The 12,885-nt window shown below is 38.9% G+C and carries 10 protein-coding genes, 4 tRNA genes and 1 pseudogene; 14 read left to right on the forward strand and 1 reads right to left on the reverse strand.

Features of this window, described 5'->3' with window-relative positions:
- Positions 1–12 precede the first annotated feature (12 nt).
- From IEO70_RS13375 to dnaB, 9 genes and pseudogenes are all read left to right on the forward strand, one after another.
- Positions 13–210, forward strand: a complete 198-nt coding sequence (locus IEO70_RS13375; protein WP_190998873.1) for a DUF951 domain-containing protein — start codon at positions 13–15, stop codon at positions 208–210.
- A gap of 578 nt (positions 211–788) precedes the next feature.
- Positions 789–1,889 (forward strand): redox-regulated ATPase YchF, encoded by a 1,101-nt coding sequence (ychF, locus tag IEO70_RS13380; RefSeq protein WP_190998874.1) that lies wholly within the window; start codon positions 789–791, stop codon positions 1,887–1,889.
- Positions 1,890–2,219: 330 nt separating this feature from the next.
- The gene (gene rpsF / locus IEO70_RS13385) at positions 2,220–2,507 is read left to right on the forward strand and encodes a 30S ribosomal protein S6 (protein WP_190998875.1); all 288 of its coding nucleotides are present in this window, start codon (positions 2,220–2,222) and stop codon (positions 2,505–2,507) included.
- A gap of 72 nt (positions 2,508–2,579) precedes the next feature.
- Positions 2,580–3,101, forward strand: coding sequence for a single-stranded DNA-binding protein (gene ssb / locus IEO70_RS13390; protein WP_190998876.1), 522 nt, complete (start codon positions 2,580–2,582; stop codon positions 3,099–3,101).
- 60 nt (positions 3,102–3,161) lie between these two features.
- A complete protein-coding gene (gene rpsR, locus IEO70_RS13395; protein ID WP_190998877.1) occupies positions 3,162–3,398 on the forward strand; it encodes a 30S ribosomal protein S18 in 237 nt (78 codons plus the stop codon).
- Positions 3,399–3,767: 369 nt separating this feature from the next.
- A pseudogene (locus IEO70_RS13400) lies at positions 3,768–4,603 on the forward strand (YybS family protein).
- Between the two features lie 93 nt (positions 4,604–4,696).
- A complete protein-coding gene (locus tag IEO70_RS13410; protein ID WP_190998880.1) occupies positions 4,697–6,670 on the forward strand; it encodes a DHH family phosphoesterase in 1,974 nt (657 codons plus the stop codon).
- A complete protein-coding gene (gene rplI / locus IEO70_RS13415) occupies positions 6,667–7,116 on the forward strand; it encodes a 50S ribosomal protein L9 (RefSeq protein ID WP_190998881.1) in 450 nt (149 codons plus the stop codon). Before IEO70_RS13410 ends, rplI begins: the two co-directional genes overlap by 4 nt.
- 123 nt (positions 7,117–7,239) lie before the next feature.
- Positions 7,240–8,604 carry a replicative DNA helicase gene (gene dnaB / locus IEO70_RS13420; RefSeq protein ID WP_190998882.1) on the forward strand — a complete coding sequence of 455 codons (1,365 nt, stop codon included), beginning with the start codon at positions 7,240–7,242 and terminating at the stop codon, positions 8,602–8,604.
- Between the two features lie 49 nt (positions 8,605–8,653).
- Here dnaB and IEO70_RS13425 read toward each other — a convergent pair whose 3' ends face one another.
- Positions 8,654–10,075: a polysaccharide deacetylase family protein gene (locus tag IEO70_RS13425; RefSeq protein ID WP_190998883.1), complete on the reverse strand. Its 1,422-nt coding sequence runs from the start codon at positions 10,073–10,075 to the stop codon at positions 8,654–8,656.
- 276 nt (positions 10,076–10,351) lie between these two features.
- On the opposite strand from IEO70_RS13425, the gene IEO70_RS13430 reads away from it, so the two are divergent.
- The 5 genes from IEO70_RS13430 (at position 10,352) to IEO70_RS13450 (ending at position 12,731) form a co-directional block, all read left to right on the forward strand.
- The gene (locus tag IEO70_RS13430) at positions 10,352–11,641 is read left to right on the forward strand and encodes an adenylosuccinate synthase (protein WP_190998884.1); all 1,290 of its coding nucleotides are present in this window, start codon (positions 10,352–10,354) and stop codon (positions 11,639–11,641) included.
- 183 nt (positions 11,642–11,824) lie between these two features.
- Positions 11,825–11,900 (forward strand) — tRNA-Lys (locus IEO70_RS13435).
- Positions 11,901–11,921: 21 nt separating this feature from the next.
- A tRNA-Glu gene (locus IEO70_RS13440) sits at positions 11,922–11,993 on the forward strand.
- Positions 11,994–12,070: 77 nt separating this feature from the next.
- Positions 12,071–12,146, forward strand: a tRNA-Asp gene (locus IEO70_RS13445).
- Positions 12,147–12,658: 512 nt separating this feature from the next.
- A tRNA-Phe gene (locus IEO70_RS13450) sits at positions 12,659–12,731 on the forward strand.
- The last annotated feature ends 154 nt before the right edge of the window (positions 12,732–12,885 follow it).

Below are 12,885 nucleotides of genomic sequence, written 5' to 3' on the forward strand. Positions count from 1 at the left end.
GAGGTTTTTCAAATGGAAGAAAAGCAATACGACTTAAATGATCTTGTTGAGATGAAAAAACCTCATCCTTGCGGAGCGAATAAATGGAAAATCATTAGACTGGGGATGGACATTCGCATTAAATGTGAAGGCTGCGGTCATAGTGTATTAATTCCACGTAAGGACTTCGCACGTAAAATGAAGAAAGTAATTGAGAAGCATGAACAGTAAGTCATGCTTCTTTTTCTGTCAAAAAGGACCGCTACTGGTTTTCCAATTGAATAAAAAAATCAACTTCAAACTTGGAGAGCTGTCTAACCTTACACCTGCTATGCTCGGTCCTAAGCTGTCTCCCCCGAGAAACCAAGTTCGGGTTTCTCGTGTGGGGCTCTCAGGATGAGAGTCACAGCGACGTTGCTACAGGACGTAGCGCTCTTAGTCGCTGTTACTTCTTAGAATTTGTCTAGCTGCAGCGGCCAGCCCCTCGAGGTCATAAGCCAAATCACTCCAGAAATTTTACAATTTCCTACGTAATTTGTCTTATGCAGGTCGGGGCTGAACGGGCCGCTTCCGCTTTTCCGTTCCCGCATGGCTCCTTTTTCATCGAGGTGAATCTGAGTAGCATATTCTTAATGAAAAAGGACCGGTGCCGGTTTTTCCAATTGACGATTGCTTGTTTTTTTGTATTGTAGTCTCTATAATTGGTAGAGGTTTAAAAAATGACGGTAATTATTTCATTCGTGAAATGAATAGATGAATAAATGAGCTTGCCGAGCAAGTTTATATATATTAGAGGAGTGAATGTTCACATGGCTTTAACAGCTGGAATTGTAGGTCTTCCTAACGTAGGAAAATCGACACTATTTAACGCTATTACGCAAGCTGGCGCAGAATCAGCTAACTATCCTTTCTGTACGATTGATCCTAATGTCGGTATTGTAGAAGTACCTGATCATCGTCTACAAAAGCTTACAGAGCTTGTTCAACCAAAAAAAACAGTTCCTACAACTTTTGAATTCACTGATATTGCCGGTATCGTAAAAGGTGCGAGCAAGGGTGAAGGTTTAGGCAATAAATTTTTGTCTCATATTCGTCAAGTAGATGCGATTTGCCAAGTTGTGCGATGCTTTGAAGATGAAAATATCACACACGTTGCGGGTAAAGTTGATCCAATAGAGGATATCGAGGTCATTAACCTTGAGTTGATCCTTGCTGACTTAGAATCAGTAGATAAAAGAATCGCTCGTGTAGCTAAAATGGCAAAGCAAAAAGATAAAGAAGCAATGTATGAACATGATATCTTAGTTCGTCTGAAAGAAGCTTTAGAAAATGAACTGCCTGCCCGTACAGTGGAATTTACAGAAGAAGAAATGCGCGTTGTTAAGATGATGCACCTTTTGACAACAAAGCCTGTCCTTTATGTAGCGAACGTTGGTGAAGATGAAGTTGCAGACACTAGCGACAACAAATATGTACAGCAAGTTCGTGAATTTGCCGCAAAAGATAACGCGGAAGTGATTGTCGTTTGTGCAAAAATCGAATCAGAAATTGCTGAACTTGAAGGCGAAGAGAAAGCGGAGTTCTTAGCTGAGCTAGGTATCGCTGAATCAGGTTTAGATCAATTAATCCGAGCTGCGTATAACTTGATTGGCTTGGCAACATACTTTACAGCCGGTGTTCAGGAAGTGCGCGCATGGACATTTGTACAAGGCATGAAAGCTCCTCAATGTGCGGGTATCATCCACTCTGACTTCGAAAGAGGATTCATTCGAGCTGAAACAGTAGCATACGAAGATCTTTTAGCGGCAGGCAATATGGTTGCAGCACGTGAAGCAGGAAAAGTGCGCCTGGAAGGTAAAGAATATGTTGTTCAAGATGGAGATGTAATCCACTTCCGATTTAACGTTTAATAACTAATATTTATTCGGCAGCTCAATACCAAGCGGCTGCCGATTTTATACTTATTATAGATCTTGCCGCAATAATCCTCTCAGAGGATAACGCCCCAATTTTTGCAATATTCAAATTAACTTGCAGTTGCTGTCATGATTCGGAGATTTAAGAAATTACTAGAAAAAATTGATAGCGTATAGCGTTGAACAGCACTCGAAAAACATCTTAAAAGCAAAGCAAACATTGCATTTGATAAATACCTATGATATAATTTCTTTTCGTGAGTGATTAATTTAAATTGCTCCTTGCCCACTACGGGCCGTTTAGTCCAAAAGGAGGTGACAGTGATGAGAAAATACGAAATTATGTACATCATCCGTCCAAATATCGAAGATGAAGCTAAAAAAGCTTTAGTTGAGCGTTTCAACGCTATTCTTACTGATAACGGTGCGGAAGTTATGGAAACAAAGGATTGGGGTAAGCGTCGTCTTGCTTACGAAATCAATGATTTCCGTGATGGTTTCTACACACTTCTTAAAGTGCAAGCTGAAGCAGCTGCAGTTCAAGAATTCGATCGTCTAGCTAAAATCAGCGAAGACATTATCCGTCATATGATTATTAAAGAAGAAGCATAATATATATTTTTATAAATATCCGCTCAAGTATGTTTCACATGAAACGTACTTGGATGGAAGGAGTTGATTCTGATGATGAACCGAGTCGTTCTTGTAGGACGCTTAACTAAAGATCCAGATTTGCGCTACACACCAAGTGGAGTACCTGTAGCAACTTTCACGCTAGCTGTGAACCGAACTTTTTCGAATCAGCAAGGTGAACGTGAAGCAGATTTCATTAACTGTGTCGTTTGGCGTAAACCGGCTGAAAATGTGGCCAACTTCTTGAAAAAAGGAAGCTTAGCTGGCGTTGATGGCCGTCTTCAAACACGCAATTATGAGGGACAAGACGGTAAGCGAGTGTATGTTACTGAAGTAGTCGCTGAAAGTGTTCAGTTCTTAGAACCTAGAAGTGCAAACAGTGGTAACAGAGGCGATGGCGGTTCGTTCGGCGCTCCTCCACGAGAAGAATTCCCTTCTTATGGCGGTCAGCAACCAAGCCGCAATCAGAATCAAAACCAACAACGCGGCGGCAACTACACTCGTGTAGATGATGATCCATTTGCAAATGGTGGTCAAACGATCGACATTTCAGATGATGATCTGCCGTTCTAAAATATAAACGATCGGTAGTTTATATAATCAGTTTCCGGAAGGAGGAAAAAACCAATGGCAATGGGTGGACGCAGAGGTGGCCGTGCTAAACGCCGTAAAGTTTGCTACTTTACAGCTAACGGCATCACACACATCGATTATAAAGATGTTGATTTACTAAAAAAATTCGTTTCTGAGCGTGGTAAAATTTTACCTCGTCGTGTAACAGGAACTAGCGCTAAATATCAACGTAAACTTACAGTTGCAATCAAACGCGCTCGTATGATGGCTTTACTACCATACGTATCTGGTGAATAATCACTGCATAAAAACACATGGAGGAATTTCCTTCATGTGTTTTTTTTGTGCGCAATTTGATTTGAGGAGATTATTAATGTTGGTAAAATAATGGAACTTCCCTGTAAAACAGACATTTATAGGGTTCTACTTAAATTTTGTTTGTGACCATAAGAGTTTTAGAGCCTGTATCACTGGTTAGAATGTATTTAAAAGGCAGTGGATTGCGCTTTTAACGAAAATTTTGCTACACTGAGTTATTTAAGATCGGCGAAAGGAGATTAGAAATTGAATAAAGGAAGACAATTAGCTGTTAGCGGGGTACTGCTTGCGCTCTTTGCAATTATGCTGCTGATTACGATATATATTCCCATTGTAGGCGTTATTATGATGTTTATCTTGCCGATACCGTTTATCTTTATTGCTCTTGAAAATGATCTTAAATGGTCCTTATTATTTTTGGCGGCTTCCTGTTTAATAACCATCATTTTAGGTCATGTATTCTCAGTGCCGCTGACATTAATGATGGGGTCTATTGGTATTACAGTCGGATCTTATTTGAGGATCGGAAAAAGTCGTCTGCAAATGTTTATTGTATCCGTATTATTATTTATAGCTAATATGTTGTTGATTTTCTTCGTTTCAATGGTTTTCATGGATATAAATTATATAGATAAGACAATTGAACGGATGGAGTCCATAATTGACCAATCCGAGAATATGTTTAATAGCATGGGACAAAATGAAGAAAGCATTGAGATGCTGCTGCAACTGAAGGAGTCTCTACAGACAATTGAGGTATTGTTGCCGAGTTTCGTTGTAATTGCATCCATTATATTAGTGGGTATTATATTTGTCAGCTGCAAACCGATCATTAACCGTTTCAGCTCAAAAAATTGTTATTTGCTCCATTTAGGGAGCTGCAAATGCCAAAAAGCCTATTATGGTATTATTTAATCATCATGGTTGCTTTGCTGTTCATTGGTACGACTGATGGCATATTCTATACTGTAGTTATAAATTTATTGTTCTGTCTTCAGTTTTTTATTTCGTTGCAAGGATATTCCCTGCTTTTCTTTATAAGTGATTCAAGGAAATGGAATAAAGCAGTGCCTATTATAATTGTCATCTTTTCGATTCTTTTGCCTTTTGCATCAATCGTTGCTCCTTTTGTTAGGATTTTAGGTATAATAGATTTAGGCTTTAACTTGAGAAACAAAATCTAAAGTTGCCTTTTGTTGGATGAGGAGCTTCAATTTATGTAAATATCAGATGTTTCAATAATAAATAGAAGCTAGTAGCTTGTAGGAGCTGAAAAGATGTCATCAAATTTTAAAAGTAAGTCTATTCAATTTGCGCTGGCAGGGCTGCTGGTTGTTATTATCTCACTATTGGCAGTATTAGCCTACTATCAATGGTTTTTGGCTGTGGTTGGTATGCTCATTGCTGGAGGACTGGTATATATTATATTCAGAATTGATTTTCTGAACCAGAAAGCCACTGAACAGTACATTTCAACACTTTCCTATAGATTGAAAAGCGTTGGGGAAGAGGCGCTGCTCGAGATGCCGATTGGCATTATGCTTATTGATGATGACTACACGGTTGAATGGTCAAATGCTTATATGGCAAGCTGTTTTCAGGAAGAGATTCTGGTAGGAAGTTCTCTTTACGATTTAGCTGATTCAGTTATACCAATTGTGAAACAAGGTATTGAAGAGGAAACGGTATCTATACATGATAGGCGCTTCAAAGTCATAAATAAAAGTGCTGAAAGATTGCTGTACTTTTTTGATGTAACGGAACAAGTAGAAATAGAAAAAATGTATGAAAATGAGCGTACAGTTATAAGCATTATTTATCTGGATAATTATGATGAACTGACTCAAGGAATGAATGATAGAAGACGCAGTGGTTTAAATAGCCTTGTCACATCACTTTTGGACAAATGGGCAAAAGAACATGGAATGTTTTTAAAGAGGACCTCATCCGATCGTTTCATTTGCATTCTGAATGAACGAATTCTGCATAATTTAGTGAAGACTAAATTCACGATTCTCGATGTCATCCGTGAAACTACGACAAAGCAACACGTGCCATTGACGTTAAGCATTGGCATAGGCTGTGGAGAATCATCTTTTCCGGTATTGGCTTCGCTTGCACAGTCCAGTTTAGATTTGGCGTTAGGACGCGGCGGTGACCAAGTAGCTATAAAACTTCCAAACGGGAAAGCAAAGTTTTATGGAGGTAAATCAAATCCGGTTGAAAAAAGAACCAGGGTACGTGCCCGAGTTATATCACATGCATTAAAGGATATTATTCTGGATAGTGATAAAGTTATTGTTATGGGGCACAAATACCCGGATATGGATGCTATTGGAGCAGCAATCGGTATATCCAAAGCGGCAATGATGAATGATCGTGAAGCATTTATTGTCATTAATTTTCAGGAATTAGACACCAGCGTGAAACGTTTAATGCATGAGGTCAAAAAAAATCCTGGTTTGAACTCACGCTTCATTTCCGTTGAAAAAGCCTATGATATAATTACAGATGATACGCTATTAGTTGTTGTTGATACGCATAAACCTTCCATGGTGATTGAAGAGAGACTTCTTCGCAATATCGAGAAAGTTGTCGTTATTGACCATCACCGAAGAGGTGAAGAATTCATTGATCGAGCGTTGCTGGTTTATATGGAACCTTATGCGTCATCTACTGCTGAGCTTGTGACAGAACTTCTTGAGTATCAGGAAAAGAAAAGCGATATTGATATGTTAGAAGCAACAGCACTTCTGGCAGGTATTATTGTCGATACGAAAAGTTTTACTTTGCGTACAGGATCGCGAACGTTCGATGCAGCTTCCTATCTTCGCAGTCATGGAGCCGATACAGTTCTTGTGCAGAAGTTCCTGAAAGACGACTTAGAGGATTATATGAAGCGAGCCAGACTAATTGAAACGGTTGCCTTCTATAAAGAAGGAATAGCGATTGCAAAAGGAAAAGCTGATGAAATTAATGAACAGATTTTAATTGCTCAGGCAGCAGATACGTTATTGTCCATGAATGGGGTCAACGCAGCCTTTGTAATAGCAAAGCGCAGCGAGCATCTGATCAGCATTAGTGCACGTTCATTGGGCGAGATAAACGTCCAAATCATCATGGAATTATTAAACGGAGGCGGACATTTAACAAATGCCGCTACCCAGATGAAAGTGGAATCGGTAGATGAAGCTGAAGAGAGATTAAAACAGGCGATAGATGAGTATCTTAAGGGAGGAACAAAAGAATGAAAGTTATTTTCTTAAAAGATGTTAAAGGAAAAGGGAAAAAAGGAGAAATTAAAAACGTATCTGACGGATATGCGCACAATTTCCTATTTAAACAAGAAGCGGCAATTGAAGCAACGCCAGGCAACTTAAAAAAATTAGAGGCGCAAAAAAATAAAGCAAACCAAGTAGCTGCTGAAGAGCTTCAACAAGCAAAGAATTTGAAAGTGGAACTTGAAAAACTTACAGTAGAACTAGAAGCGAAAGCAGGAGACGGCGGACGACTATTCGGTTCTGTAACAACGAAGCAAATTGCTGAGGCATTGCAGGCTTCATCAGGTATTAAGATCGATAAACGTAAGATGGAGCTTCCTGACGGTATTCGAGCATTAGGATACACTAAAGTTCCGGTTAAGTTACATCATGACGTGACTGCCACTTTAAATGTTCATGTAAAAGAAGCTAAATAATAGGACTTTTAAATAGTGTTAAATACGTATAGGTGAACAATAGAAACGACTCCTTTTCAAATATGAATATAATGGAGTCGTTTTGCTTATAGAGACCATTTTAAAATAGGAGGTCAATAAAGATTGAGTGAAACTTTTCAAAATCAAATACCGCCGCAAAATATAGAAGCAGAGCAAGCTGTACTAGGAGCTATTTTTCTTCAGCCATCTTCTCTGATCGTGGCCTCTGAAATATTGATTCCAGAAGATTTCTATAAAGTAGCTCATCAAAAAATATACCAGGTTATGCTGAAGCTGAATGATAGTGGCAGTGTAGTGGATCTCATCACTGTGACAGAAGAGCTATCTGCAACGAAAAGCTTAGAGGATGTGGGCGGGGTTGCTTATTTAAGTGAATTAGCTGATTCTGTACCGACAGCAGCCAATATTGAATATTATGCACGCATTGTCGACGAAAAATCATTATTGCGTCGTACAATTCGGGTTGCGACACAAATTGTCCAAGAGGGCTATAGTCGTGAGGATGAGGTAGAAGCTTATATCGGTGAAGCGGAAAAAAGCATCATGGAAGTAGCGCAAAGGAAAAATGCTGGTGCATTCCAAAATATTAAAGATGTACTTGTTTCAGCTTACGATAATATCGAGCAACTTGCTAATCGCGAAGGTGAAATTACCGGCATACCAACGGGATTTGCCGAACTTGACCGTATGACAGCAGGGTTTCAGCGAAATGACTTAATTATTGTAGCAGCCCGTCCGTCTGTAGGTAAAACAGCTTTTGCCTTGAACATAGCTCAAAATGTTGCGACGAAGACAGATGAAAACGTAGCAATCTTCAGTCTGGAGATGGGTGCTGAGCAGCTGGTGATGCGTATGCTCTGTGCTGAGGGGAATATCAACGCTCAAAACTTAAGAACAGGTGCCTTGACAGATGAAGATTGGCGTAAGCTGACAATGGCAATGGGGAGCCTTTCTAATGCCGGCATATTCATTGATGATACTCCCGGTGTCCGAATTGGTGATATTCGCTCGAAATGCCGACGTTTGAAGCAAGAGCATGGTTTAGGGATGATTCTAATCGACTATCTTCAGCTAATTCAGGGGAATGGGCGTTCAGGCGAAAATCGTCAGCAAGAGGTATCGGAGATTTCACGTTCTTTAAAAGCTTTGGCACGTGAACTACAGGTGCCCGTTATAGCCTTATCACAGCTTTCACGCGGTGTTGAACAACGTCAAGATAAGCGCCCGATGATGTCTGATATTCGTGAATCTGGATCTATCGAGCAGGATGCCGATATTGTCGCTTTCTTATATCGTGATGACTATTATGATAAGGAAACAGAGAATAAGAATATAATTGAGATTATTATTGCCAAACAACGTAACGGTCCTGTCGGTACTGTATCATTGGCGTTTGTAAAAGAATACAATAAGTTCGTTAACTTAGAGCACAGATATGACGATTCAGGTATGCCGCCAGGGGCATAAAAAAAGTGGAGCTTATTTTAAGCATCCACTTTTTTTCATTACAATAGTATCATTTATTTGTGTAAACATTGCTCGCGTATGCGACAGCGGGGTCGGTTAATTGTAAGAGTTCGCTGACTGTAACGAACCGGTAACCTTGCTTTGTCAGACTAATAAGAACGTCTTCTAGTGCTTCTGCAGTTGCCTGATGTATATCATGCATCAAAACAATGCTGCCGTTTGTCACATTAGCTTGCACCTCCTGTTTGATTTGTGTGCTATTTCTATGCTTCCAATCTAGCGTATCAACAGACCATAAAATAATTGGCATACTAACATACTCTTGTACCGCCGCATTATACGCCCCATAAGGAGGCCTGATTGTTGTTGGCATTTTACCGGTTATTTTAGCAATTTCATTTGATGTGCTATTAATCTCTTGCATCATTGTTTCTTGTGATAAACTTTTTAAATTTGAATGACTCCATGTATGATTGCCGATCTCATGTCCCTCGTTATAAGTGCGTTTTACTATATCAGGATAATAAGAGGCGCGATTTCCTAAGATGTAGAATGTGGCTTTAGCATTATACTTTTTTAACGTATCCAAAATTTGAGGCGTGTAATCTTTGTGCGGTCCATCATCAAAGGTCAGTGCTACGTACTTAAGATTGGAATCTAGAGTTGCTAAAGTATTTTCTGCTGATAATGTTTCTGAAAGTAATGCTGTTTCTGTGGATGCGACCTGGTAAATAGATTGTAAAAAAGAAGAATTTATAATACCAGATAAACTATTGTATGAAAGAGCTACATTAAATGTTTTAACATTAATATTCTTGAATTGCTCACTGTTAAAATAAAAATTTAGAGACTGATCTAGCAGACTAAAGGTTTCATAGTTTTCTGGTTTAACGGAAGATATGCCGTCTGTAAGTTGATTTGATCTTACCAGTTCAGACATCTGTTCATCTTGCAGAAGTTGTTTCTCAGAAAGTTTTTGCAAATATTCAAGGGAATCATCATTACTCAATAAATCCTCTATATTCAATACCGAGTTGGTTTTACGATTGAAATTTAAGGTATGTATAATGCTTGTTTGTTCCGTGCCGGGAATATTCATATTAGAAGTGAAAACAATAGATAAGAACGGTTCTGAAATATGAGTGATTTCAAAGTCAATATTAAGCTCAGAAAAGAGATTTCCCCCTAATTCCGCGCTCTTAGTTAAGTCAATGAACTGATTGCGTTGTTCAGCGATGAATTTCTGAATTTGTATGTTAATAGTATCACTTTCTGTTCTCGGAAAATGTAAGGCATATTTATATTCATCGTACTCTCCGATTTCTGTTTCAATTTCAATGCCTGGAATTTGCGATTCCTCGACTGATACTAAGACATTTTTATCAGCTTCACTCGCTGTTTGCGAAAGTGCGCCACAGCCTGTCAACAGAGTTATAGCAAAAAAAATCAGCATGAAAACTTTTAGTTTCATGTACCTTCTCCCCCGTCAAAGATTATGTCTGAAAATATTGTAGAAATTCATACTAATTTGTAAAAATATGAGATTTTATAGTCGATTTTCATTATATCATGAAAAGTAACGCAAAAGGAGTTGCGAAATTTAAATATATAAAACTAGTTATATTTACGAACGAAAAAATACATATTTTAATATATTGTTCGGTTTTTGTTGATTTTTTTCGGGAATACGGTTAAAATAGGTTTGTTTGATAGTTATCGGATATGTAATTCTTTGGAGGTGCACGGAATGTCATCTGTAGTAGTTGTTGGAACACAATGGGGAGATGAAGGTAAAGGAAAGATTACGGACTTTTTGTCGGAGCATGCAGAAGCGATCGCTCGCTATCAAGGCGGGAATAATGCAGGCCATACAATTAAGTTCGATGGAGTCACATATAAGTTGCACTTGATCCCTTCGGGTATTTTTTATAAGGATAAAATTTGTGTAATTGGTAACGGAATGGTTGTCGATCCTAAAGCATTAGTAAAGGAACTGGGATATTTGCACAGTAATGGTGTAACGACAGACAATCTTCGTATCAGTAATCGAGCACATGTTATCTTGCCATATCATCTAAAGTTAGATGAAGTAGAGGAAGAACGAAAAGGAGCCAATAAAATTGGCACAACTAAAAAAGGTATCGGACCGGCTTACATGGATAAAGCGGCTCGAGTAGGAATCCGCATGGCGGACTTATTAGACCGTGAAGTATTTGAAGAGAAGCTTTCTCATAACTTAAAAGAGAAGAATCGTTTACTGGAAAAGTTTTATGAGACAGAAGGCTTCACTTTGGATCAAATTCTAGATGAATATTATGAGTACGGTCAGCAAATTAAGAAGTATATTTGCGATACATCTGTTGTTTTGAATGATGCTTTGGATGAAGGACGTCGAGTTTTATTTGAAGGCGCTCAAGGCGTTATGTTAGATATCGACCAAGGAACTTATCCATTTGTTACATCTTCTAATCCGGTTGCTGGCGGTGTGACAATCGGTTCCGGTGTAGGACCATCAAAGATTGATCACGTCGTGGGAGTATGTAAGGCATACACTACTCGTGTTGGTGATGGACCATTCCCTACTGAACTGGATAATGAAATTGGACACCAAATTCGTGAAGTAGGTCGTGAATACGGCACAACAACAGGTCGCCCACGCCGAGTAGGTTGGTTTGATTCAGTTGTAGTCCGTCACGCGCGTCGAGTTAGCGGTATTACAGATTTATCATTGAACTCAATTGACGTTTTAACGGGTATTGATACTCTGAAAATTTGTGTAGCATATCGTTACAATGGGGAAATAATTGAAGAATTCCCTGCGAGCTTAAAAGTTCTATCACAATGTGAGCCGGTTTATGAAGAATTGCCAGGCTGGACGGAAGATATTACTGGCTGCAAATCACTGAGCGAACTGCCTGAAAATGCGCGTCACTACTTAGAAAGAGTATCTCAATTGACAGGCATTCCATTGTCTATCTTCTCTGTAGGACCAGATCGTCTTCAAACTAATGTTGTAGTGAACCCTTGGAGACAATAATATAGTTAATTTAAATCCTCCCTTACACGTTGTAAGCGGGGGATTTTTTATTTAAAGACGTTTCACATGAAACATATAGATTGCGCTTGTATTTTTCAGAATAAACTTTCTTTTTTAAAGTTGTTGCGTACTATTTTATGCTGTGATATTATAAATTTCGTTGTTAAGAAAATAATTCTTAATGAGCCATTAGCTCAGTTGGTAGAGCATCTGACTTTTAATCAGAGGGTCGAAGGTTCGAGTCCTTCATGGCTCACCATATTTTATTAATTTTTATGATGGCCCGTTGGTCAAGCGGTTAAGACACCGCCCTTTCACGGCGGTAACACGGGTTCGAATCCCGTACGGGTCATCGGCAATGCAGAAACTGGCAACAAATTGGCAAGGACGGTTTGTTGCTGGAATCTGCTTCAAATAGATTAATAGTTAGGTCCCGTGGTGTAGCGGTTAACATGCCTGCCTGTCACGCAGGAGATCGCGGGTTCGATTCCCGTCGGGACCGCCATTTTAAAACAACGTACTTAAGAGAGTGCTTATTATAATTTATTAATAGAAATATAGTTGCTGTAACTATATTTTTTCTAGTTTTATAGCCTTTATTTCGATAGAGATATAAATGGGATTAGGTTATAACATCAAAATAACTACCTTCTGTTTATTTTCATTATTGAAGGACGGCACATCTCTTAATGCGAGTATATATATTATTAATTTAGCTTTAGATTCCAGCAAGTAATTATTTGAGGGCACTTCTGATTATAAGAAAGTTGTCAGATATCAAACGACCTGCAACAAGAAAATCCTGGGGTTATAGTAATCACAGGATCAAAAAAACAATCCGCACAAGCGGTTAATATATATAACGGCTCAGTAGCTCAGTCGGTAGAGCACGGATGAATAGTCTTCTAGGAGAATTCATCAAGCGTACAGATTGAGAAAGCATCCAGAGTTACCTACCCGAAATCTGGACGAAGGAATGAGCAGAAAACATGCAAGCGGGTACTAATTTTATATAATGGCTCAGTAGCTCAGTCGGTAGAGCAAAGGACTGAAAATCCTTGTGTCGGCGGTTCGATTCCGTCCTGAGCCATCTTGATTATTTTGTTAAGGCGTCTTCCTTTGGAGGGACGCCTTTTATTATAAAAACGAAAACCCTAGGCTAGGCCTAGGGTTCCAAAAAGCTTACAGCGTTGTATTAAAAAAACTCTTCCGAAGATGCTAAAATATTTTTGGTTCGCCAACCA

Source organism: Peribacillus faecalis (genome assembly GCF_014712675.1).
Taxonomy (GTDB): domain Bacteria; phylum Bacillota; class Bacilli; order Bacillales; family DSM-1321; genus Bacillus_AD; species Bacillus_AD faecalis.

What these genes read in the sequence shown, in the direction of transcription:
- rpsF (WP_190998875.1), top strand. Translation starts at nt 2,220, where the DNA reads ATGAGAAAATACGAAATTATGTACATCATCCGTCCAAATATCGAAGAT.
- ssb (WP_190998876.1), top strand. Translation starts at nt 2,580, where the DNA reads ATGATGAACCGAGTCGTTCTTGTAGGACGCTTAACTAAAGATCCAGAT.
- IEO70_RS13430 (WP_190998884.1), top strand. Translation starts at nt 10,352, where the DNA reads ATGTCATCTGTAGTAGTTGTTGGAACACAATGGGGAGATGAAGGTAAA.
- IEO70_RS13410 (WP_190998880.1), top strand. Translation starts at nt 4,697, where the DNA reads ATGTCATCAAATTTTAAAAGTAAGTCTATTCAATTTGCGCTGGCAGGG.
- rplI (WP_190998881.1), top strand. Translation starts at nt 6,667, where the DNA reads ATGAAAGTTATTTTCTTAAAAGATGTTAAAGGAAAAGGGAAAAAAGGA.
- rpsR (WP_190998877.1), top strand. Translation starts at nt 3,162, where the DNA reads ATGGGTGGACGCAGAGGTGGCCGTGCTAAACGCCGTAAAGTTTGCTAC.
- IEO70_RS13425 (WP_190998883.1), bottom strand. Translation starts at nt 10,075, where the DNA reads ATGAAACTAAAAGTTTTCATGCTGATTTTTTTTGCTATAACTCTGTTG.
- IEO70_RS13375 (WP_190998873.1), top strand. Translation starts at nt 13, where the DNA reads ATGGAAGAAAAGCAATACGACTTAAATGATCTTGTTGAGATGAAAAAA.
- ychF (WP_190998874.1), top strand. Translation starts at nt 789, where the DNA reads ATGGCTTTAACAGCTGGAATTGTAGGTCTTCCTAACGTAGGAAAATCG.